The sequence below is a fragment of the Photobacterium salinisoli genome, from assembly GCF_003614885.1.
Taxonomy (GTDB): Bacteria; Pseudomonadota; Gammaproteobacteria; order Enterobacterales; family Vibrionaceae; genus Photobacterium; species Photobacterium salinisoli.
This window is the reverse complement of record NZ_QZMS01000011.1, coordinates 1073735-1097446: the sequence shown is the minus strand read 5'-3', so window position 1 is coordinate 1097446 and position 23712 is coordinate 1073735. Positions and strand designations below refer to the sequence as shown.

General features: G+C 48.8%; 21 protein-coding genes. 11 read left to right on the top strand and 10 right to left on the bottom strand.

Annotation, left to right across the window (positions count from 1 at the left end):
* The first annotated feature begins 183 nt into the window (after nt 1–183).
* Nucleotides 184–1098, top strand: a complete 915-nt coding sequence (locus tag D6M16_RS16260; protein WP_120512861.1) for a pirin family protein — start codon at nt 184–186, stop codon at nt 1096–1098.
* Between the two features lie 115 nt (nt 1099–1213).
* On the opposite strand, the gene D6M16_RS16255 is transcribed toward D6M16_RS16260, so the two are convergent.
* The 4 genes from D6M16_RS16255 to D6M16_RS16235 form a co-directional block, all read right to left on the bottom strand.
* Nucleotides 1214–1984 (bottom strand): helix-turn-helix domain-containing protein, encoded by a 771-nt coding sequence (locus D6M16_RS16255; protein ID WP_120512860.1) that lies wholly within the window; start codon nt 1982–1984, stop codon nt 1214–1216.
* A gap of 15 nt (nt 1985–1999) precedes the next feature.
* Entirely contained in the window at nt 2000–2461 is a 462-nt protein-coding gene (locus tag D6M16_RS16250; RefSeq protein WP_120512859.1) for a carboxymuconolactone decarboxylase family protein, read from the bottom strand.
* A 957-nt stretch (nt 2462–3418) separates the two neighbouring features.
* Entirely contained in the window at nt 3419–3631 is a 213-nt protein-coding gene (cspE, locus tag D6M16_RS16240; RefSeq protein ID WP_120512857.1) for a transcription antiterminator/RNA stability regulator CspE, read from the bottom strand.
* A gap of 307 nt (nt 3632–3938) precedes the next feature.
* A complete protein-coding gene (locus D6M16_RS16235) occupies nt 3939–5183 on the bottom strand; it encodes an MFS transporter (RefSeq protein ID WP_120512856.1) in 1245 nt (414 codons plus the stop codon).
* A 102-nt stretch (nt 5184–5285) separates the two neighbouring features.
* Between D6M16_RS16235 and D6M16_RS16230 the strand changes: the two genes are divergently transcribed.
* The 3 genes from D6M16_RS16230 to D6M16_RS16220 all read left to right on the top strand — a co-directional run bounded on the left by D6M16_RS16230 (nt 5286) and on the right by D6M16_RS16220 (nt 9371).
* On the top strand, nt 5286–6266 hold the full coding sequence (locus D6M16_RS16230; protein WP_205576915.1) for a LysR family transcriptional regulator: 981 nt from the start codon (nt 5286–5288) through the stop codon (nt 6264–6266).
* A 254-nt stretch (nt 6267–6520) separates the two neighbouring features.
* A complete protein-coding gene (locus D6M16_RS16225; protein WP_120512854.1) occupies nt 6521–7831 on the top strand; it encodes a DASH family cryptochrome in 1311 nt (436 codons plus the stop codon).
* On the top strand, nt 7812–9371 hold the full coding sequence (locus D6M16_RS16220) for a cryptochrome/photolyase family protein (protein WP_120512853.1): 1560 nt from the start codon (nt 7812–7814) through the stop codon (nt 9369–9371). The genes D6M16_RS16225 and D6M16_RS16220 overlap by 20 nt, the downstream gene beginning before the upstream one ends.
* Here the strand turns inward: D6M16_RS16220 and D6M16_RS16215 are convergent.
* Nucleotides 9362–10282: a LysR substrate-binding domain-containing protein gene (locus D6M16_RS16215; protein WP_120512852.1), complete on the bottom strand. Its 921-nt coding sequence runs from the start codon at nt 10280–10282 to the stop codon at nt 9362–9364. The two genes, D6M16_RS16220 and D6M16_RS16215, sit on opposite strands and share 10 nt — an antisense overlap.
* A 127-nt stretch (nt 10283–10409) precedes the next feature.
* Here D6M16_RS16215 and D6M16_RS16210 point away from each other — a divergent pair, with 127 nt between their 5' ends.
* Nucleotides 10410–11324 (top strand): DMT family transporter, encoded by a 915-nt coding sequence (locus D6M16_RS16210; RefSeq protein WP_120512851.1) that lies wholly within the window; start codon nt 10410–10412, stop codon nt 11322–11324.
* A gap of 85 nt (nt 11325–11409) precedes the next feature.
* Here D6M16_RS16210 and D6M16_RS16205 read toward each other — a convergent pair whose 3' ends face one another.
* The 4 genes from D6M16_RS16205 to D6M16_RS16190 form a co-directional block, all read right to left on the bottom strand.
* A complete protein-coding gene (locus D6M16_RS16205) occupies nt 11410–11892 on the bottom strand; it encodes a VOC family protein (protein WP_120512850.1) in 483 nt (160 codons plus the stop codon).
* 100 nt (nt 11893–11992) lie between these two features.
* Entirely contained in the window at nt 11993–12739 is a 747-nt protein-coding gene (locus tag D6M16_RS16200) for a metallophosphoesterase family protein (protein ID WP_120512849.1), read from the bottom strand.
* Between the two features lie 276 nt (nt 12740–13015).
* Nucleotides 13016–13672, bottom strand: coding sequence for a DsbA family oxidoreductase (locus D6M16_RS16195; RefSeq protein WP_120512848.1), 657 nt, complete (start codon nt 13670–13672; stop codon nt 13016–13018).
* A gap of 88 nt (nt 13673–13760) precedes the next feature.
* Nucleotides 13761–14129 (bottom strand): hypothetical protein, encoded by a 369-nt coding sequence (locus D6M16_RS16190; RefSeq protein ID WP_240435642.1) that lies wholly within the window; start codon nt 14127–14129, stop codon nt 13761–13763.
* A gap of 238 nt (nt 14130–14367) precedes the next feature.
* Between D6M16_RS16190 and murQ the strand changes: the two genes are divergently transcribed.
* Nucleotides 14368–15276 carry an N-acetylmuramic acid 6-phosphate etherase gene (gene murQ / locus D6M16_RS16185; RefSeq protein ID WP_205576914.1) on the top strand — a complete coding sequence of 303 codons (909 nt, stop codon included), beginning with the start codon at nt 14368–14370 and terminating at the stop codon, nt 15274–15276.
* Nucleotides 15277–15288: 12 nt separating this feature from the next.
* On the opposite strand, the gene D6M16_RS16180 is transcribed toward murQ, so the two are convergent.
* Nucleotides 15289–16170, bottom strand: a complete 882-nt coding sequence (locus D6M16_RS16180; protein WP_120512846.1) for an AraC family transcriptional regulator — start codon at nt 16168–16170, stop codon at nt 15289–15291.
* Between the two features lie 170 nt (nt 16171–16340).
* Here D6M16_RS16180 and D6M16_RS16175 point away from each other — a divergent pair, with 170 nt between their 5' ends.
* The 5 genes from D6M16_RS16175 to D6M16_RS16155 all read left to right on the top strand — a co-directional run bounded on the left by D6M16_RS16175 (nt 16341) and on the right by D6M16_RS16155 (nt 23184).
* A complete protein-coding gene (locus tag D6M16_RS16175; protein ID WP_120512845.1) occupies nt 16341–17492 on the top strand; it encodes an iron-containing alcohol dehydrogenase in 1152 nt (383 codons plus the stop codon).
* Nucleotides 17493–17808: 316 nt separating this feature from the next.
* Nucleotides 17809–18597, top strand: a complete 789-nt coding sequence (locus D6M16_RS16170) for a TetR/AcrR family transcriptional regulator (protein ID WP_120512844.1) — start codon at nt 17809–17811, stop codon at nt 18595–18597.
* 219 nt (nt 18598–18816) lie between these two features.
* Nucleotides 18817–21171 (top strand): efflux RND transporter permease subunit, encoded by a 2355-nt coding sequence (locus tag D6M16_RS16165; RefSeq protein ID WP_240435641.1) that lies wholly within the window; start codon nt 18817–18819, stop codon nt 21169–21171.
* Nucleotides 21172–21249: 78 nt separating this feature from the next.
* Complete coding sequence (locus D6M16_RS16160) at nt 21250–22014, top strand: outer membrane lipoprotein-sorting protein (RefSeq protein ID WP_120513224.1); 765 nt, start codon at nt 21250–21252, stop codon at nt 22012–22014.
* An 18-nt stretch (nt 22015–22032) separates the two neighbouring features.
* Nucleotides 22033–23184 (top strand): hypothetical protein, encoded by a 1152-nt coding sequence (locus D6M16_RS16155; protein WP_120512842.1) that lies wholly within the window; start codon nt 22033–22035, stop codon nt 23182–23184.
* Nucleotides 23185–23712: the final 528 nt, after the last annotated feature.

The following is a 23712-nucleotide window of genomic DNA, read 5'->3' as shown; positions in this document are numbered from 1 at the left end:
TGTTTTTTTGTAACTTACCTTTTGATAACGCTTTCAGACGTCAACACCCTGCGTGCATCATCCTTGAACCCGCCATCTCTTACTCCTGCCAACACTTGCTCCCTGTTTGTTAGCGACCATGTTTATTCACGAATGGCTGCCACTACTCCATACTTAAACCAAAATGACGTGCAGGAGAGATTCATGAGCAATACGTTTAAAGATGCAGAACAGCCTTGCGACTGCACAGACAGTTGCGGAGCCATCGAGCGCATACTGACGGCAAAAGATAAAGATTTAGGGGGATTTTCGGTTCGCCGGCTACTGCCGACCGCACAGCAGAAGATGGTGGGGCCGTGGATTTTTTTCGACCACATGGGTCCGGCGAATTTTCCGGCTGGTGAAGGGATTAACGTGCGTCCCCATCCGCATATCGGCATAGCGACCGTCACCTATTTGTTTGAGGGTGAAATTCTGCATCGTGACTCGCTGGGAAGCCTGCAACCCATCAAACCCGGCGACATCAATCTGATGGTCGCAGGCAAAGGGATTGTGCATTCTGAGCGTGAACGCTATGACGTTACCGCAGTTGATCATACTTTGCATGGCCTGCAACTCTGGTTAGCGCTCCCTCTGGCCGATGAAGAATGTGAGCCGGCTTTTTATCACTACCCGGATGACACGATTCCATCCCTCAACATTGACGGTGTCCCTGTCAGAGTATTGATGGGAACCGCGTTTGGCGTTACATCACCAGTTCAAACATTCGCAGAAACGCTGTACGTAGAGGCAGATCTCCAGCCGGGACAGCGTTTCATCCTGCCGATGGCCGAGGAACGCGCTATCTACATTGCCAAAGGCCATGTAACTGCAAAAGACGGCGACTTACCGCAACATAGCATGGCCATAGTGTCGCAGCAGGAAGGAATAACCATTGAAGCGAAAGTGCCATCCCGTATCGCTATTATCGGGGGTGAGCATCTCGGGCCGCGTTTCATTGAATGGAACTTTGTCTCCAGCCGTAAAGAGCGCATTGAACAGGCCAAAACCGACTGGCGGAACCACGATTTCCCGCTGGTCCCCGGCGACGAGACGGAATTCATTCCTTTACCTGACTGATGACAATAAGTAACAAGAAGACGGCTCTGACAAGTGTTTACGGCTGATAACGTAAGCATCTGTTTTCGTTATTTACTATTGGCATTCTGTACACTGACGCTGGCTGGAAGAAGCGCTATCTGCTCTGCAGCTGTTTCTTCTTGACCAACAAGCTGTATTGTTTAGGGGTAATTTTAGCGATGTGGCTGAACTCTCGGGTCATATGCGCCTGATCGGCAAACCCTTGCTCAGCGGCCAGATCCGCCAGCCGGATGTCAGGCGCGAGCTGTAACAGCTCCAGCGACTGTTTAACCCGCAGGATCCGCTGATAGTATTTTGGCGTCATGCCCATCCATTTCTGGAAATGCCTTTCTATTTGCCGGGGACTTACCGTATCGGGACGATGCCGGCTGTTAGGCTGTACGGCTTTTACTATCTCAGTAATGGCATGGGGGGCAGAATCGTCAATATCAAGATGATGTTTCATCCAGCGATACATTGTCGCAATACGCGCCTGATGGCGGCGACAATGACCAAGCTGCTGTTGCAATGAGGCAAGAAAGTGTAACTGCTCCGGTTCGTCGGCAATCGAAACCGGATGATCAAAACGCTTACCCAGTACACTGTAGCCCATGCCCGGATGAAAGCGGATCCCGGCCAGGACGGTTCCGGGAGGCAGAGTCACATACTGGGCTTCTTTGCTGTTGGGCATGATCATCACACCTTCCGGGTGACAGTGATTGCCAAAGCAGACCTCGCCACCCAGATTAAACATGATGCCGCTTCCGGCATCACTGAACAGCAGTTTTTTCTCTTCTACCAACTGATCCGGCGGCACGAAAAGCGACCATATTCCCTGAACATGGTCTTTGAGCACACCTTGTGGTTTGAAGATCCTGAAATCCATATAACAGTCACTACCCTATGCGGCGGTAAAACTCCCTACTTTGGGCTTAAAGGTTTTTACCACTCGATTCCAGCTGTTGATGGCATTGATGGCTAACGTCAAATCAACCATAGCCTGTTCGCCAAAGGTGTCCAGTACCTGCTGGTACATTGCATCATCCACAGACTTGCATGCGCTGAGATGTTCCGCAAATGCCAAAGCGACGTGTTCCTGCTCGGTGTAAAACGGCATATCGCGCCAGGCGTTCAAACCCCAGATACGTTCCGGTTGCTCACCCAGTTTCAGGGCATCTTTGCTGTGCATATCGATACAGAAGGCACATTGGTTTATCTGGGATACCCGAAGTTTCACCAATTCCCAAATGATCATCGACATGGTTTGCGATTCGCTGAACTGCTGATGGAAATAGTTTTCCTGCTGCATCAGAATCTCTATCGCTTGTGGGGCAATACTGAAGTAATTTATTCGTTTCGTCATGTGATATCTCCTCTGTATGAAACATGAAGATACTCAGCGGGACGTGTGATTTATTGAATATTTCCGACATTAGGTCACATTCGCTCAGTCATATCACCACCACAGGATGAGAACGAAACGACCAGTTGATAGCGAAGAATAACAAGCAGTCACGCTGATTAATACCGAAACTACGCTGGATACAATATGACTAAACGGTTGTCATAAACGTTTAGATGACCAACACACATGCATTTTCATTATTATATGGCGTTGGCTACATCAGATGCTTTCTGACTGTTGCGTGTCTGGCAAAACAGGGATGAGCTTAGGTGAAGTTAAATCACAGGAATTGACTCAGTCATCGCTCACTGCATGGCCTGGCGGCGGTAGCCATGAAATGAATGACTGGTGGAGTTATGGCGAAGTTATGACGAAAAAACGTTGAAATGACCAATCACTTGATTTTCACTGTCCAGAATATTTCCCGAATGAGACCTTTCACAGTAGGAGAAATCGATGTCTCTTTGGGCAACCTTACCCTGAAGGTGTACATGTCGGAGCAGGACATCATCATTTAACTGATGAATACGTGAACTCCAGGATTTTTCTTCTTTATAAAGTGTAAAATTAACTATCACTTAATGGCGACCCTCTTAGTTACGGGTGTATTACTAGTGCGACTTTGATGAAACCAAAATCGATGACGACCAATTGAACGAGACATAATATCTCCTTATTTTTCTTTCAAATAAGCAAAACTATTACGTATAAAACGCAATCTGAAACTTGCTTAAGATAAATATGCTAATGGAATTTATTTGCAGTTTGATGACAAAGCAAATGCTGGTGTTTGATGGTGTGTTACGAAGGCGTTTTGAAGCTTACAGCTGACGTGCTTTTAAGGCAGGAGAGGCATAATTTTCGTTGTAGATACATTGGCGTAAAAGGCGGAAGCCTTTTACGCCAATGAAAAAATTACATCGCTACTACGTTAGCAGCTTGAGGGCCTTTAGCGCCCTGCTCTACGTCAAAAGACACTTTCTGACCTTCAGCCAGAGTTTTGAAGCCTTCTGAAGCGATTGCACGGAAGTGAACGAATACGTCAGCACCACCGTTGTCTTGAGTAATAAAACCGAAACCTTTCTCTTCGTTAAACCACTTAACCAGACCAGTTGATTTGTTAGACATAATTTGTCCCTTTTATATAGATGAATTCAAAATATTTACCGCATTCATGCGATGCGCTGAGAGCCTAAATTATTGAATGTCACAATGAAGCTAAGGGAAACACTGAGGATAACGACAGTTACGAAGAAATTCTGAGGTTTTACTTTGACTTGAAGTTGCATTAATTAATCTGAGCGACAGAGCAAGATGAATCATACGCGACTCTCCCCCTTTGTAAAGGTTTATTTGAGATTGATCTAAAAAATATTGCTAACCGCCTAAGAAACACGTCTTTTGCGTACTCTTTCCCCGGCTACACTCATCAGCTTTATTCTCTGGGCCGGTCTGTCCTGCTTAGTGCCGCTTGGGACAAGTTCAAACTAAACGCTGAAACAATCAGCACTAAGGCGCTGATCTGCCAAGCAACTGGCACAGAAAATGTTTGTGTCAGCCATGACAGTAAACCACCTGTCATCACCCCACCAAGATTCAGACTCAGTGACAGTAAAGAGACAGCCGCGCTCCGGTGCGATGAGCCGACATGCCGATGTAGCTCTGCCGCAATGACAGGGCGAGACAGAAACACCGCGGAGATAAACACCCAGTTCGCCAATAAAAAGCCCCAGGGGTTACTCACTAACGACATGCCAATCAACGCCACCGCTGCACAAACTGCATAACCCGGCAAAATTGTTACGGCTGAAAAAGAAGCAGTAGAAACGCCAAGCAACCTGCCAAGAAGCGCAGCGAGCAAATAGTTAGAAGCCACGATAACTCCAACCCATTCAAGCATGCTGTTCCCGCCCTCAAGCATGGCGAACACAGGCTGCCAATACACACTGTGGTTCGCCAGGGCATACCCCATCAGCAGTTGCCAGGCGAGAAGCCTGATCAATACTGGATTTACCAAGAAATGCGTGAGCAAGTTACCGCCCATAGACACCCGTGATTCGTGGTTATGGTCCCGTAGTGACCGCACATTTTCGCCTTCATGGAAAGTCAGAAAGCTGATCCCCAGAGCTGCGAGGTGGATGACCATGCTCAGTATTAACCCCACCTTGTATGGATTGCCATTCAGATACGCCTGGCTGAACGTATTTGGTACCAGAGCAGGTAATAGGCCGCCTATTGCAGCACCAATACCCAGACCGGATAACAACCACAGATTCGCACGTGACAGTGCCGCTTTGATACTCTCATTGCGCCCTTCTTTATAGCGCTGATTAACGTACCATGCCTCTAAACATCCTGAGCCCAAAGCTCGCCCAATGCCGCCGATTGCCGATGCCAGAATCACAGTGGCAATACTGGGAGCCAATACCAGCAACACAAAATTCAGCATATCGAAGCCTTTCGCCAACCGATAAACGGCCAGATGTCCAAACCGATCAGCCAGAAAACCACTCGGCACTTCCAATACAACCATGACGATATAAAAGGCGGCAAAGAACCAGCCCAATTGCTGTAGCGTCATGCCCTCAGCAAGACAATACAAGCCAGAAACGGCCATAAACACGCCCGCAGCACTGATGTCCAGCGCCAGATGAAACGCATATCGGGTATCAAGATTCACTTTGCTTACCTATAGTTATGTCAGGAAAGCCAGTGTAATTTGCCTTCACTTTCAGTGATAATTCATAAAAACGGATTTATTTATAGATAAACAACTATGAACATGGATAAGTCATTTGCCCTGTTGCACTACTTTCAGGCGGTAGCGGAATACAACAGTTTTTCCCGTGCGGCGAATAAGCTGAACATTTCGCAGTCCACCATCAGTGCCCAAATCAAGAAGCTGGAGTCGCAACTCGGCTGTGAGCTGTTTATTCGTGAGAACAAACATCACTTCAAGTTAAGCCGCGAAGGTATGAAGTTGCTGGCAGAGTGCCAGACCAGTCTGAACGGGTTGCGCCACTGCATGATGTCACTCAGCCAGACAGAGACTGTGGCAGGTTCCATTAACCTGGCCTGTTCCGTCGCGCTGGGCAATCAGGTTGTGCTGCCTGTCATCGAACAACTCATGGAGACTTACCCGCAACTGGTTATCAACCTGATTGAAACCAGTATGGAGAAAGCGTTCTTTGATGACGATCTGGACATCGCCCTGAATTTCTCTCAGCCCGAACCGGCCTTTTATTATCAACGGGTGGCAGATGTCGACAAAGTGATAGTCGCGAGCCGGGAATATCTGAAGCGTTATGGTACACCGGCGTCACTCTCTGAACTGGATGGGCACCGTTTGCTGATTCAGGCTAAAGGGAAATTAGACTGGCCGAACATCTATGCTCAGCAAAGTAAATTTTCCCTGCCTGAGCGCAGCCAGTATTTTGATACCAACCTGACCAAGCTGCACGCCGCCGAAAGGGGTATGGGCATAGCCGTATTACCTACCTATCTGTATTCGGCCAGTAGCCAGTTAGTGCCGGTGTTACCGCAATACGCCCTGCGGCTGAGCGAGTCTCTGTATATCATGTGCAGCAAAAAAAAGGCCAGACAGCCAGGTATGGTCGAACTGATTGTCGAAATTGCGGAAATGATTCGGCAGCTGCTTTACGGTGTCACCCTTGCCGCTGAGATATTGCAAAGTCAGGAAGGCGAAACCCCAGTGCTAGTAGAGCCAACTCACAAAGCAGCAGAGCGGGTACTGGAAGAATAACGCCCGGTTGACCTGCAAAATATGTCCCCTTTGGACAATACGAGTGAGCGAGACGAGTGAGCGAGCCCATTTTGCCGGCGGCCTGGTTTTCGATCGTTACATGCAACCCCCCGTAAAGCCTGATAGCTGTATACCGTCCAATTCCCCCTCTTCAGTAATGAGAGGGGGACAAGCAGAAATCATCACGTCCCGTCCTTCGTACCACAGTTTTGCAGCCTACACTTGTGGTAACTCCTTTGCAGAGAAGGTACGCCATGACAACGGGATTATTCGTCTTCAGTTACGATCTGCGCCTGCACGATAACCCGGCGTTACGGCAAACGGCAGAGCAGGTGGATAATCTGCTGTGTCTCTACTGCCTGCCGCAACAAAGTCCGGTCTCGTATCCGGGGCATCGCATGCCATGGGGAAAACAGCGGCAAGCGTTTTTGCTGGCTTCGCTGGCAGACCTGAATCACCAGCTCGCCGAACAACACCCACATCAGGGCTTGCTTATCCGAGACACACCGCTGGAGGCAACAATAGACGAGCTGCTGGATCAATACCCTATCTCGATTATCGGCCGCAGTGAACAGGCGGGCTATTACGAGAACCAGAGCTGGGACTATATTGAGGCTCAATACCCGGACGTCACTTTCCTGACCATTCCAACCCATACTCTGTTCACGCAAGCACTGCTGCCCTTTACACTGAATGAACTGCCAGCCAGTTTCACTCAGTTTCGTCTGATGACAGAAAATCTGGATTGCCGTCCGGAATCTGTGATTGATCTTGAGCTGCCGCCACCGCCTGCTTTACCGGAAACCGCTCCGCTCCACCCGATTAATCTGGCTAACACGCAACTGGATAAACGGCAGGAACGGGCTTCCGTCTACCGCGGCTTTATTGGCGGCGAAACGGCGGCTTTTGAGCATGTTCATCACTATTTCTCCGGCGATTTACCTGCCCGTTATAAAGAGACGCGCAACGCGCTGGATGGCTGGGATAATTCGACCAAGTTTTCTCCCTGGCTGGCTCTGGGGTGCCTGTCCCCGGTCACACTGCTGCGCTATCTGGACGACTATCAAAACAAGGTCATCAGAAATGACTCAACCGAGTGGATTCGCTTCGAACTGTTATGGCGTGAATACTTTCAATGGTATGCCCATGCCTACCGCCAAAAGTTGTTCTACTATCGTGGCATTAAAAATCAGGGACCAGTAAACCGCCATGATGAGACCCGTTTTCAGCAATGGTGTAACGGCAAGACAGGCTATCCGATTGTCGATGCCTGCATGCGGCAGCTTAATCAGACCGGCTACATGTCTAATCGTGGCCGCCAATTGGTCGCCAGTTGTTTTGTCCACGAGCTGGCCCTCGACTGGCGCTACGGTGCCGCCTACTTTGAGCAGCAGTTAATCGACTATGATGTCGCATCCAACTGGGGCAATTGGCAGTATCTGGCCGGGGTGGGTGCGGATCCGCGAGGCTGGCGCTATTTTGATCTGGAGAAACAGACGAAAATGTACGATCCTGATGGCGACTTCATTCATCGCTGGTTAAACAATGGCAGCCACTCATTATAAAACCTTAAGGCTGATTCTGGGCGATCAGCTCAATGCGAAACATTCCTGGTTTCAGTCAAAAGATCACGACACCTTATACCTGATTGCCGAACTGCATCAGGAAGCAACTTACACCAGGCACCATGTGCAGAAAATCTGTGCATTTTTTGCCGCCATGAAAGCCTTTGCCAGCGCACTCAGCCAAGCCGGTTTTCATGTCTGCCACCTGACGCTGGACGACACCGCTGGATACAAAAGCTTGCCAGAATTGCTGGACAAACTGATAGCAGATCATCAGATAGAGGTGTTCGAATACCAGCGTCCTGATGAATACCGCCTTCTGCAACAGCTGCGAACTTTAAGCCTGCCTGCCAGTGTGTCGTGCACAGAAGCGGATACCGAACATTTCCTGTTGCCCTTTGACGAGATACCCCGCCACTTTGCTCAGGGCAAACATGTCTTAATGGAACATTTTTACCGAATGATGAGACGTCGCTTTGCTATCTTGATGCAGGGCGAAAAACCTGAGGGTGGCAAATGGAACTTCGACAAAGAAAACCGGCATAAACTGACTGCCACGGATCTCGCGTCTGTTCCGGCACCCTTATGTTTCAACAACCCGGTCAGCGATATCCTGGCCCGGCTGGAAAAACACGGTATTTCGCATTTTGGTAAAGCCTCTGACTCACTGCTCTGGCCTGTAACACGCCGACAGGCCATTGAGTTACTGGACCATTTTTGCCAGTACCAACTTCAGAATTTCGGCTATTTTCAAGATGCCATGACAGATCAGACCGAGCACCAGTGGAGTCTTTATCATTCTCGGTTATCTTTTTCCATTAATACGAAAATGCTGCATCCGATGCAGGTCATTCAGACAGTGCTGACCCACTATGAACAAGCCGCTGGCAGGATATCTCTGGCTCAAGTTGAAGGCTTCATACGCCAGATACTTGGCTGGCGCGAATACGTGCGGGGGGTTTACTGGGCCAATATGCCCGACTACGGCAGCAGTAACACCCTTAGTGCTAACCGGGATTTACCGGATTTTTTCTGGACGGGAAAAACAGGCATGGCCTGCCTGAGGGCAGCCGTATCGCAGTCGTTGGACTACGCCTATGCGCACCATATACAGAGACTGATGGTCACCGGCAACTTTTGTCTGCTCACTGAAACCGATCCCGATCAGGTCGATGCCTGGTATCTGGGGATCTATGTGGATGCCATTGAGTGGGTTGAAATGCCTAACACCCGGGGAATGTCTCAGTTTGCTGATAATGGCATTATTGCCACTAAACCCTATGCGGCAAGTGGCAACTACATCAACAAGATGAGTGACTACTGCAAGTCCTGCCAATACTCTGTCAAAAAGAAAACCGGCGCGGATGCCTGCCCCATTAACAGCTTGTATTGGCGATTCATGGATAAACACCAACAGCGCCTGGCAGTCAACCCAAGAATCGGTATGATTTATCGCCACTGGGATAACTTAACAGACAACGAACGGCAGGCAATACTCAGCAGAGCCGAATTCTGCCTCAATCACTTAGATCAGCTCTGAATGCCTCTTCGGTCAAGCTCATCGCACTGCTGCTTCAGCCAGCGGCCCAAGGTGATAATGGCGGTTTGCGCGGCACGGGATTTTTTATACACAAAGTAAAAACTGTCACCGGTCGGCAACTCGTGCAGGGGGATCCGCACGAAGTGCTGTTGCCTGTCGATGTCATTCATCAGGTAATCATTGAGAAATGTGATGCCCTGATCATAGCGGGCTGCTTCTGCCGCCAGCAACATATGGCTGAACAGCTGAAATCTCGCTTGTTCTGGTAATTCAAAACCGCCCAGCTGACACCAGCGATGCCAGTCTTCGCCGTGTTTGGCATTTTTAAAAATCGAGCGCGTGGTCAGCAAGGGATGTTCCCACAGGGCATCCGGCAGCGGTTTATCCCGCATTTGCTGCCAGAGTTTATGACTGCACACCGGATACAGCTTTTCATGATACAGCAGCTCTGAAGTGAAATTATTGCGCTTGGGTGGCGATACGGTAATAAAGCAATCGGCCAGTTCATCACTGAAATTCGGGTCATTACTCACCATATTTAAAGTGAGTTCAATTTCAGGGTGCAGCTGACGCAGGTTTTCCAGCCGTGGGATCAGCCATTTCACCGCGAGTGAGCTGTAAAGTGCCAGACGAATTTTGCCCCCTTCGCCCTCCCTGATCTGCTGGCTGGCTTCTGAGATATCAGCCAGCGCATGGCTGATCTGTTCGTAATACTTTTCACCGATAGGTGTCAGCGATAACTGGCGTCCCTGGCGCTGGAACAGTTCTTCACCCAGGTAATCTTCTAAAAGACGGACCTGATGGCTGACCGCACTTTGCGTCACACTCAGAAATTCCGCCGCACGGGAAAAACTGTTCAAACGGGCGACGGCTTCAAAATAATGAACAGCGCGAAGGGGAGGCAGCTTCATTATCTAAAAAACTCATACCAAAAAAATTTATATCATTATACTTCATCACTATCACTGGTTTATGCTTTGGATCACAGTTTGTCGTCTCGTCGTCATGTCATTAACTCAAAAAAAGAAGGAGCAGCCCATGCCTCAAATGTCTGTCGGTTTAGCCATGATATTGCTGATTGTTGGCAACTTAATTGCTGTGTGCTCCGATGCCATGATCAAATCACTGGGTGATGAAACAGCGATTTTTCAGTTTGTCTTTTTCCGCCAGTTAACCGCTGTCGCCATCCTCGCACCTTTTTGTATCGGCACCAAAAAAGCCGATTTTTTTGCCGGTTTTAAGTGGCATGCTTTGCGCGGTCACATCTGGCTGCTGGGTATGGTATTTATGATCATTTCAATTACCAGCCTGCCGCTGGCAACAGCCAATGCCATCTTCTACGCTGCTCCGCTAATCATGCTGCCTATGGCCATGATGTTGTTTCAGGAAAAACTGACCAAATATTCTGTCGGCGTAGCGGTGATTGGTTTCATTGGTGTGCTGGTGATTATTCGCCCGACTGAAATCAACTGGGCAGCCATAGCAGCGCTGATTGTTGCTTTTACACTGGCCTGGAACAACCTGCTGGTCCGTAAGCTGCCGAAACACCAGACGGTTGCACAAACCCTGATGCTGACCAACCTGGCGGGTATGCCAGCAGCGCTGGGGCTGGCACTGTGGGAAGGGCAGCCCTGGGACTGGTCTCCGCTGCTCACTGCGGCGGGCTCAAGCACTTTCATTATGATTTATGCCGGCGCCTGTGTACTGGCTTACCGCTCGGCGGAATCAAACAAAATTGCGAGCGCCGAATACAGCGGGCTGATTGGCGCTGTGATCATCGGTATGCTGTGGTTCGATGAAGTGCCTGATTTACCCATGATTCTCGGCACTATGATGATCATCGCTCCTCTGATCTGGCTGGCACAGAAAGAAAAGCGAGCCAAAAAAGCCGCAGGGCTCACACCCATAGAATCAACAGTCGCTGCAGAGGCTGCAGAAGAAACCAAAGCCTGACCCTTCATTATCCGTTGTGCGACAGTTCGGGTACTCCTGCCCGCCCTGTCGTTTTTTTTATCGTTCACCTTTTTTATCCGGCCTTTTACTCACCATTGAACGCCCGTTCCAGTGCAGCAATATCCAGCCTGGTCATGGTCAGAAAGCACTGTGTTAACCGCGCCAGCTTAACGGGATCATGACTTTGCATCATAGTAGTCATAGATCTCGGTACAATTTGCCAGAACAAGCCGAATTTATCCTTCAGCCAGCCACACTGCCCTTCTTCACCGCCGTCCTGCGTTAAAGCCGTCCAGTAACGATCGATTTCAGCCTGATCGTCGCAATGAATGACAAATGAGATCGATTCATTGAAAGTGAAAAACGGCCCGGCACTGATCGCCGTAAACGGTTGTCCGAACAATTCAAAGTTCACCACATCAACATTGCCTGAAGGGGTGTCTTCAATCTTGGTGAGATTGACAATTTTTGAGTTGTCAAAAACTTGCGTATAAAACTCAGCAGCGTCAACCGCTTCTTTATCAAACCACAAGTGAGGCGAAATTTTCGCCTGCTGAAACGATGCCATAAAACCTCCGGGAAACTGGACAGGAACACAAAGAAAAACGGCATTCTGTATCGACCAAGTGTAGATGAAGACGTGGCGTTATGAGCTGACTCTCACTGAGTTAACATCTGCCTGTCATCAAGAACTGCGCCCAGTCTTTACGTCCGTTGGCTGTCGCAGCTTGCACCGCTGCCTGCACATCGTAATCAACCCGGTGAAAAGTCATTTCCCAGGGGTGATTCTCTTGCCGCGTTAACACAGCATACGACGCTTGAGGGGTGTAATTTTGCATTGCATGGAGCAACGGCAGTTCATCGAGATAAGCCTGAAGGCCCACACTGCCGGGATTGATCACCGTCTGCCCCGTCGACAACCGGACACAACGGGGAATATGAGTATGACCACAAAGAATGATGGGGGAATGAATGTCTTTGAGCTGCGCTACTATCTCAGCATCGGTTTTGACCCGCGGATGGCCCGAGCTGATATCTTCCAGCAGGTACACCAGATCATCTTCCGGCGTGCCATGGCAGGCGTAGATATCTTCTGATATCCGGGCATCAAATGGCAGTTGCTGCATCCAGTCCAGCGGGGCCTGCCCTAAATCGTTGAGAATAAATTGTAGCGTGGGATTGGCCGCCACTTCTGCTGCTGTCGACTGGTAAATTTGCCGATCCTGATTGCCAGAAATGGTCAGCATCTCTTGCTGCTGCAGGAAATCAAAGGTAGCACGAGGAGCAATCGGACCGTATAGAATGTCGCCCAGATTCACCAGCCGGGTAACCCCCTGACTGAACGCATCCGCAACCACAGCCTCCAACGCAAAGACATTACTGTGAATGTCCGACAACACAGCATATTTTTCCAACTCACCCTCCTTGTGATAATCCAGATAATTCTGTACTGGCTGCTGGTTTTCTCCCGATCAATAATCTTCTCACTGAACGCCACTTTGAACCGTGTAAAAAACATAGCCAAACAAGGCTGCGAATATCACGACGGTCAGAATCAGCTTAATCCAGAACCCTTTCATCCATTCTCCATGTCATATTGCTCAGTAACCAGTACTTACTGTCCCAATTGCGTTCAGACCTGAATGCGTCATAGATCATGCGGGTCGTTAACATTACTCAGGTAATGTTATTCAAACCATCTCGGCTAAAAGCGTCTCTATAACCTGCTTCAAGGTGTCAGTATCCTGCGCACCGGAAACCAGATACTTTTCATTAAAAACAAATGCAGGAACGGCGGTAATCCCCTGCCCGGTCCAGATTTGTTCTTCAGCTCTGACGGCTTCGGCAAAATTGCCTTGTTTGAGTACCAGTTCGGCTTCATCGCGATCCAGGCCTGCCGTTTCAGCGGCATCCAGCAGCACAGGCAAAGCGTTCGGATCATCCTGCTCGGTGAAATAAGCCTCAAATAGCGCTAGTTTAAGCTCTGTCTGGCGGCCGTAGCTCGCGGCCCAATGCAACAGCTGGTGAGCTTTGAACGTATTGTAGATACGGGAGAGTGGCGTGAAATGGAAACGAATACCGCATTCTTCACCTAACGCAATAATCCTGGCCCGGTTCTGCTCACTTTGTTCAGGTGTGATCTGATATTTCTCTGCCAGATGCTCACTCAGCAGCTGGCCGTCTTCCTGCATCGCCGGATTCAGTTCGAAAGGATGCCAGCGCACAGTAAACTGTACCTGATCTTTATAGGCCACCATAGCCTGCTCCAGTCGTTTGTAGCCAATGTAGCACCAGGGACAGACGACATCAGATACGATATCAATGGTTAATTGGGTATGCGTTGACATGCATTGCATCTCTTAATTCAGGTTGGCTGATAGTGGTTACCACAGCGTAAAAAATCAACCCATAATCCCTAAAAATGAGATCTTAAAATTAAGGCTCAGCTAAGGCGGAAGTATCCCAAAGGACATAAATGGACTTGTCGCTCATCTCAAAAATCATGCCTTTTGTGCCTAGTCCGCTTCTTTTGTAAACGGGCTGATTGCGGTCATCGCGGTATTGCCCCGGCTCTCCCCGCGTCGGATGAAAATCATAGTAGACGCCATCGACTCTATCTATGGTGATATAGCCATGATGCTGAGACAGCACACACAAATAACGGCCTGAGGGTTTATCTGCACCTTTGGGATATATATCGCAGCGGGCATCAACAATGTCGGCTTGAACAGGCAGGGCAAAACTTGCCCATATCAAAGCAGGGACAATCAGAGTCGCAAACCATTTCCACAGCAAACTGACCATACTTGCCTCCGCGACGAACCCATTTCCACGAAGTCAGTGTCGATATGAGTGTAGCATGCTTGTTCAGACAATCAGGACGCTGATCAGCTCCGACACAGTCTGACTCAGATCATTTATCTGTTTATCGCGTTTTTGAATCAGGGCAGGCAAGAAGGAACCATTAGGGTAGCGCCGTTTGCTACACAATATGTTATTCCCTACAATTCTCATCAGTTAACGAACGCTAAGGCCATCCCTGATGAAAATTGATTTAAACACACTGATCACTGAAAGCCGGAACCCTGCCAGTCAGGCGATAGATACCCTGTCGACGATTGACATGCTGAAGGTCATCAATGACGAAGACAAGCAAGTGGCGCTGGCTGTTGAGCAGACATTGCCGCAAGTGGCTCAGGCTGTCGATGCTATTGCCACTGCTTTCCAGCGAGGTGGCCGCTTAATCTACTCAGGTGCAGGTACATCAGGCCGTTTGGGGATTCTGGATGCCAGTGAGTGCCCACCCACTTATGGCAGTGACCCTTCCCAGGTTATCGGTTTGATTGCAGGTGGCCACGAAGCGATTTTCCGTGCCGTAGAGAATGCAGAAGACAATAGCGAGCTCGGTGCAGAAGATCTGAAAGCCCTGAATTTTTCTGACCAGGATGTGTTAGTCGGCATTGCTGCCAGTGGCCGCACGCCTTATGTTATCGGCGCGATGAAATACGCAAAATCGATCGGTGCGACCGTTGCCAGCATCAGTTGCAATCCGGACAGTGCCATGACCCGACTAGCAGATATCGCCATGACTCCCGTCGTTGGGCCTGAAGTGGTAACCGGCTCATCCCGCATGAAAGCCGGGACAGCGCAAAAAATGATCCTCAATATGCTGACAACTGGCGCCATGATACGCACCGGAAAAGTTTACGGTAACCTTATGGTGGATGTTGAAGCAACCAATGCCAAGCTGGTCGAACGCCAAAAAAACATCGTTACCGCAGCAACCGGTGCAACGCGTGAGCAAGCCGAATCTGCACTGACTGCCTGTGGTGGCCACTGCAAAACAGCCATTGTGATGATTCTGACCGGATCAACAGCAGAAGAAGCGCGGGCGCTGCTCGACAACTCGCAAGGATTTACCCGGCAAGCTGTACATCAGGCGGGTAAATAAACGTATCCAACCTTATCCCGCTTTACTGGGCGGTAACCCGAAATAGCGCTTAAACTCGCGGCTGAACTGTGCGGCACTTTCATAGCCTACTTTGCTTGCTGCCACACTGGCGGACACGCCATCCTGCACCATGAGTTGCTTGGCGTTATTGAGCCGGATTTTTTTTATGTACTGCAAAGGCGGGTCTGTCACAACTTGCTTAAAAGCACGGTGAAAGGCTGAAATGCTCATGCCTGCCATATCGGCGAGATCATCTACCGCCAATTTATCCGCATAATGCAGTTGCACATGTTCTATCACGCCTGAAACGCGAGCTAACGCGCTGTCTTGCTTCACATATTGAGCAAGCAGGGTTCGCTGGTTACTTTGCAGCAGACGGTAAAAAAACTCTCTGAGTATCTGTGGCCCCAATAATTTTGCGTCCAGGGGGGTATGGAGCGAGGATAATAATCGCTGCATGCAGTCATTAATTTCCGGTGTGACCGGCGAGGCTGCCACACCTTTATGTTGCTGTTGAGAGACAAAATAATCGGCTCCCAGTTCCGCTTCCATATCATCAACCAGCTGGCGAATAACGCTGTGGTCGAATCCGATATCAATCCCGATCAACGGCGCCTGTTCTGAAGCAAAGGTTTCACAGGCAATGGGGTACGGCGCTGACACAATCAGGCAATGTTCTGTGTCGTACTCAAACCGATAGTCATTCAGATGGCCAATTTTGTTGCCCTGAAAAATAACAACCACACCTTGTTGGTACATCTGGGGAGTAACATGATGATATTGGGTAATTTTAAACAGGCTTACACCTTTCAGCGCCGTACTTACCTTACCTTGTCTGTCTTCCAGACCCAGTTGACAACACAATGAGGAGGCCAGTTTCAGGGTATTATTCATAGTCGAAACTCTGCTTATCGGGGTGAGCCATTGTTGATGAATTGTCATTAGAATAAAAGTGTAAAGCAGAATCAGGCAAGAATTAAGCAGAATTGTGTATTACAGCGAAGCGGGTTGTCACCTACACTTTGCAGCACACTCTATCCTACAGGCAAACCTGGAGAGCAATGATGAACCCATTTAGCTATCACAACCCTACCCGCATTCATTTTGGCGAAGGCCAGATTGCTGCAATCACAAACGAAATACCTAAAAGCAGCAAGGTAATGGTGCTGTACGGCGGTGGCTCTATCAAAGCTAACGGTGTATACGACCAGGTCGTTAAAGCGCTGAGTGAACACCAATGGATTGAATTCTCTGGCATTGAACCTAACCCGCAATACGACACCCTGATGAAAGCTGTCGAACAGATAAAAGCTGAAGGTGTCGACTACCTGCTTGCTGTCGGTGGTGGTTCTGTGGTTGACGGCACTAAATTTGTGGCGGCCGCTGCCTGCTATGAAGGACAAGATCCTTGGGATATGTGGTCAAAAGGAATCAGTGTGAAACATGCTCTGCCAATCGGCTGCATCCTGACCCTGCCGGCAACGGGCTCTGAGAGCAACAAAGCCTCTGTCGTTTCACGTGGTAATGACAAAATTGGCTATATGTCCTCTAAAATCCAGCCAGTGTTCGCTGTTTTAGACCCGACAACCACGCTGAGTCTGTCTCCTCGTCAGATCAGTAACGGTGTGGTCGATGCGTATGTTCATGTGATGGAGCAATACCTGACCTTCCCGGTCAATGCCAAAGTTCAGGACAGATTTGCCGAAGGCTTGCTGTTAACCCTGATTGAAGAGGGCCCGAAAGCACTGACCAACCCGGATGATCTGGCTGTGCGTGCCAATATTATGTGGTCCGCTACTCAGGCGCTGAACGGACTCATTGGTGTGGGTGTTCCGCAAGACTGGGCCACACACATGATTGGCCATGAACTGACTGGCAACTATGGTATTGATCATGCCCGTACTCTGAGTATCGTGCTTCCGGCGGTTATGAAAGAGCGACGCCAGGAAAAAGCCGCCAAGCTTCTTCAATATGCTGAACGTATTTTTGGCATCACTGAGGGCAGCGATGACGAACGCATTGATGCTGCCATTACCAAAACAGAAGCTTTCTTCAAGGCCATGCAGGTGCCAACTCGCCTAAAAGATGTCGAGCTGGATGAAAATGACATTAACGTTCTGCTCAGCGGTCTGGAAAAGCATGGCATGACCGCATTGGGTGAACACGGCAAAATTGGTATTGCCGACAGTAAAGCCATTCTCCGCACTGCGCTTTAATTTCTTTGAGTCAACACAGATACACACCCAAAACCGCCAACGCTGGCGGTTTTTTATTGCCTGCCGCGCATGCTATTCATGTGACTGAATAAATAATTTCAACAATGGTATTGATCTCTGTGCACAAGTGTCTATTATGACGATAAGTCAATTTTGACCAATCGTCATTTTTACAGAGATTTACCCTTTTCGTATTCGTGTTAAACTGTTTACAGGATGTTTGCTTCTTGTAAAGCAGAAACTTACAGGAGTGCCAGCATCTCACAGAAGGAGTTGCAATGTATTCACGCAACTGACAACTTAAAAGTCGGAAGTTATGTTCGGGTTGAACTGTAATAAAGAGAGATGTGCCCTCTTCTCCGGAGAGCGTGTACCCAAAACCAAAAAACAGCAAGCGATTGCAGAACGCGATCACGAGCTGATTATGCTTGCCAAAGATCTGGTTAACAAAGAAGGCTTTGCTAACCTCACCATGGACAAGCTGGCGTCAATCAGTCCTTACTCTAAGGGAACGGTGTATAACCATTTCTGCAGTAAAGAAGACGTCATAGTGGCACTTTGCAGCCACGCTATAAAGGTTGAAATGACTCTGTTCAACCGGGTGTTAGACATGGAAGGCAGCAGCCGGGATATTCTGATGGGTGTCCATGTTGCATACCATATCTTTGCCCGACTCGAACCCATACTGTCGACCTGTCTGCTGACAGCGAAAACCCCCTGGGTTATCGACAAAGCATCCAATACACGCGTGGAAATGTTGAACCAACTTGAGGAGCAAATGGTTGATAATGCAGATGCAATCGTCAATCGTGCTCTGGAAGAAGGCAGTCTGGCTATGTCGGCGGCCGTCAGTACCGATGCAGTGGTTTTTGCCAACTGGTCACTGGCTGTGGGATCAAATGCACTGATTACGAATGCGACCAATAGTCGCTGCATACATCGCCTACAGGATCCGTTTACCATTTTGAATAACGTCAACATGTTACTTGACGGAATGAACTGGAAGCCACTGTCTAGCGAAAGGGATTACAAAAGGCTGTGGAAACACATTGAACAGACCTTTTTTGCAGAAGAGATCGAACTTCTTTCGCAACTGGGTCGCTAGTTACTGTAAGAACCCGCTTCAGGCGGGTTATTTTCACACCATGCTTGACGATTTGTCACAATTTGATTTCTCTTTGCAATGAATACGGAGAGATTAACACTCATAAGTAGCTGAATAATTGACTTTGGCTATGAATAAGCAGCTAACTCATGCCCGGCCAGCCTACACGCTGGTTTTAAAGCACCAAATATTGACGAAACGTCACTCATGGAGATTGTGATGAAAGACAGTATCTACGCTTTACCGATCAAACGTGCTTATATCGTCCTGGCGATAATTACAGCACTGTTGATCGCCGCCACTATCGGCGCCAAAAACCTTTATTTCCGGGGGGATTACAACATCTTCTTTGACGGAAATAACCCTCAGTTGCAAGCCTTTAACACTATCCAGAACACCTTCAGTAAAACAGACAACATCAGCTTTGTCATTGCCCCCAAAAACGGCAATGTCTTTACGCCTGACACCTTGTCTCTGATCCGGGATCTGACCAACGACAGCTGGCAAATTCCTTTTTCAAGCCGTGTCGACTCACTGGCTAACTATCAGCACACAGAAGCCATTGAAGATGATCTGCTGGTCGAAGATTTGCTGTTAGATGAATATCCGCTAGATGCGAACCGCATCGCGAAAGTGAAATCAGTCGCCATACAAGAGCCTTTACTCCGTGATTCACTGATTTCATCCAGCGGTGATGTTGCTGTTGTTAACGTCACTTTACAGATGCCTAAAGTTGACGAAACGACAGAAATTACTACGGTTACCGATTATTCCCAAAACTTACTGGCAAAATACCGGGCAGAATTTCCTGAGGTTGATTTCTATCAGGCCGGCATTGTCACCATGAACCGTACTTTCATGGACATGGCGATGAAAGACAGCAGCACACTCGTGCCGACCATGCTACTGATTGTGCTGGTTTTTCTGATACTTATGCTGCGCACTGTAACTGGTGTGCTCGCCACACTTATTGTGATTATCGGTTCAGTGGCGGCTACTATGGGTTTGTCCGGCTGGGCGGGCATGTTCCTCAGCACAGCCACAGTTAATGTACCAACCCTGGTTCTCACGCTCGCCGTTGCTGACTGTGTGCATGTTATAGCCACTATGCGGCAAGGTATGCAGAGGGGCATGCTCAAAAATGAAGCCATAGGCTACAGCATCAGGCTCAATGCTATGCCGGTACTGATTACCTCGGTAACAACGGCGCTTGGCTTTTTAATGATGAATGCCTCTGATTCCCCGATTCTGCGCGATTTAGGTAATCTGGCCGCTCTGGGAATCATGATAGCCTGCTTCCTGTCAGTCTCCCTGCTGCCGGCTTTGCTGTCTGTACTGCCTTTACGTGCCCCGGCCGTTAAAACGACCGACCAGCACACCTGGACAGATAAATTAGGCAACATAGTGGTTAACCACCGTAAGATCATCTTGCCTTTATCCGTCATCATTCTGAGCGCCGCCACCCTGCTGCTGCCTCGCAATGTGGTGAACGACGAGCCTGTCAAATACTTCGCCACAGACAGCCAATTTCGCCAGGCAGCCGACTTTATGGCAGACAATATCAGCGGTATGACCACCATCAGCATTGCGATTGATTCAGGTCAGCCCCAGGGGATCGCGGATCCTGGCTTTCTGAACATCCTGTATCAGTTTACCGACTGGTTGCGGGAACAGCCGGAAACCGACCATGTTGCCAGCCTGAGTGATGTTTACAAACGCCTGAACAAAAACATGCATGGTGATGATGACAGCTGGTATCGCCTGCCGAACGACAGAGAACTGGCCGCACAATATCTGTTGCTGTATGAGATGTCCCTGCCCTACGGCCTGGACCTTAACAACCAGCTCAATGTGGATAAATCATCCGTCAAACTGACGCTGACCACCAAGAATATCGGCAGTAAAGAACTGGTATCCCTGGAAGCTCGCATTAATGACTGGTTTGATGCCAATGCGCCGGGTTACGCCATTATGGCGTCCAGCCCCAACCTGATGTTCGCTCATATTGGCGAAACCAATATGGCCAGCATGTTATCAACATTACCGGTGACGCTGGTACTAATCTCCGTATTGATGATTTTTGCTTTGCGTTCACTGCGACTGGGCGTGATCAGTCTCATTCCCAACATCGCCCCGGCCATTCTCGGATTCGGACTCTGGTCACTTTTGTCTGGTGAAATCAATCTGGGCCTGTCAATAGTGGTCACTCTCACACTCGGTATCGTTGTCGATGACGCCGTGCACTTCCTCAGCAAATACCAAATCGCACGTAAAGAAGGCCGAAATGCTGAAGAAGCCGTTCGTTATGCCTTCAGCACTGTTGGTCGCGCATTATGGATCACCACTGTCGTGCTGGTTGCCGGCTTCTCAGTACTGGCCAGTTCCAGTTTCCGCCTCAACAGCGACATGGGCCAGCTCAGTGCCCTCATCATTTTCATTGCCCTGGTGGTGGACTTCTTGCTGCTACCTTGCATGTTGATGCTCTTTGACCGCAAGCCAGCAGAGCAAACAGACACTGATACAGCCATGCCGAATAGCCAAAACCCGATTAACCCGAAACCATTGGCTCAATAACTTATTACCCCCAATTTAAGGAGAAAACGCATGAACAATAAAACAGCCCGGATCACACAATGGTTAGCGTCAATAGGCATGATAGCCTCACTGGGCATGGCTATCATGCCCGCAGTCTGTCATGCAGGAAACGAACAAGGGCTAGAGATTGCTAAAGAGCGAAAACTGCGTGATACCGGTTGGGGCGACAGCGTGGCAGAAATGACCATGCTGCTATCCAACGCACAAGGAGAGAGCAGCACCCGAAAAATGCGCATCAAGACATTGGAAGTGGCAGACGATGGTGATAAAGGCCTGACGATTTTTGACCAGCCACGAGATGTGCAAGGCACCGCCTTTCTGAATTTCGCCCACACAACCAAGCCTGATGACCAATGGCTGTATCTTCCGGCGCTTAAACGAGTGAAACGTATTGCGTCACGTAATAAATCGGGTCCTTTTATGGGCAGCGAGTTCGCTTATGAAGATTTAAGTTCATTTGAACTGGAAAAATACGACTTCACCTATCTGGGTGATGAAACCCTCAAAGGTCAGGCAGCGTTCAAGATCCAGCAAGTGCCAACGGACGAATACTCAGGGTACACCAAGCAGTTAGTATGGCTGGATAAAGATCATTTTCGTCCTTTAAAGGTGGAATTCTATGACCGTAAAGACAGCCTGTTGAAGACACTGACTTTTAACGATTATAAACAGTACCTGGGCAAATACTGGCGCGCGCATACAATGACGATGAATAACGTCCAGAGCGGCAAGTCGACGGTACTGACCACCCATGAACTGACGTTTAACAATGGCCTTGATGAAAGCGATTTCAACAAGGCCAGCCTCAAACGTGTTAAATAATCTCAGGCAGGAGCAAGCATGATATACCGATTTTCTGCATTGCCCCTGCTTCTGGCTGCCTCGGTAGAGGCAGCCGGCATCAGCGGCCAGATAAACCTTGAACAACGTCAGTTTCTGCACCCTGGTCTTGAGGGCCAGGACAAAAGCCAGACCTCTGTGGTAATAGAACCCGAGTGGTACACAGAGTGGCAGGACGGCGACGCCCGGCTGACCATTCAGCCATTCTACCGCTGGGACAGCATGGACGATGAACGTACCCATTTTGACCTTCGTGAATTCATGTATCTGCAGCTGATCGATGACTATGAACTCAGAATAGGGGTAGGAAAGGTGTTCTGGGGCGTGACTGAGTCCATTCATCTGGTCGATGTGATCAACCAGACCGATAACGTCGAATCTGTCGATGGCGAACAAAAACTCGGGCAGCCCATGATCAATGTCGCCGCAGTCAAAGACTGGGGCACAGTAAATGCCTTCATCCTCCCCTACTTTCGTGAACGTACTTTCGCCGGTAAAGACGGACGGCTGCGGACACCGCTGCCAGTAAACGATGATGCATTATATGAATCGTCGGCAGAACAGGAACATATCGACTGGTCATTGCGCTACAGCCACTATTTTGGCGACTGGGATGTCGGCGCCAGCTTTTTTCAGGGCACCAACAGAGATCCCTACTTTCTGCCGGGACGCACCAGCCTGACCCCATACTACGCCCAGATGGATCAGACCAGCGTAGATGTTCAGGGTATTTTTGGCAGTTGGTTATTAAAACTGGAAGCGCTTTATCGCGACAGCCTGGAAAACCACTCCGCCGTGGTCACAGGGTTTGAATACACGCTGGTCGGTGTCTTCGATACCTATTGGGATCTTGGTCTGATTGCTGAATACCAGTACGATTCCCGATCACTGAGTCTGAATCAAAATGACCTGTTTCTGGGCACACGTTTTGCGCTCAATGACATAGACGGTACAGAAATTTTATTCGGGATTAATCAGGATCTGGACAGCAGCCAGGAGTCTACCGGCAGAATCGAAGCTTCCGCGCGGATAAACAATAACTGGAAATGGCGGGCTAACGCCTGGTGGTTCAACGCCAGTCAGCTTGACAGTCCACTGTATTTTGTCCGTAAAGACGACTTCATCGAACTGGCGCTGGAATATTATTTCTGAGCCCATTGGGGTTCCATTCAAAACTTGCCGGAACAGGTAAACTCTGCATTCCGGCAACCAATAATCCTTCCATGCTGACAATACCCAACCCGCGCATCGACTTTTCATCAGCAATATTCTTAGTGCAACCCAACCTGGTATTTATCGCCAGCCTGAATAAAACAATGTATCTGATTAAAAAAAACAGCCAATACATTCAATACCCTAATCATTAAGGAAAATTAAAAAGCCTAAACGAATAGTATTAATTGAAGAGGGATCACAAGAATTGAAAATATCAGAGATTTCGAATCTTTGTAACGAACGGTAAATTGACGATTTTACCGCGCTGATTTCAATCCCGACGACATTTTTCACAATAAATGAACTTGTTAGTAGCAGATAAGTCATTGAAGCCACAAATCAACAGAAGATTGAGCGCACTATTTAGCTTTTACTAACTTTTCAGATGCTCGAGAAATATCTCTTTTAAACATAATTATCTATTCTATATTCTGCTAGAGGGCATATATCGACAAGGACTGCGAC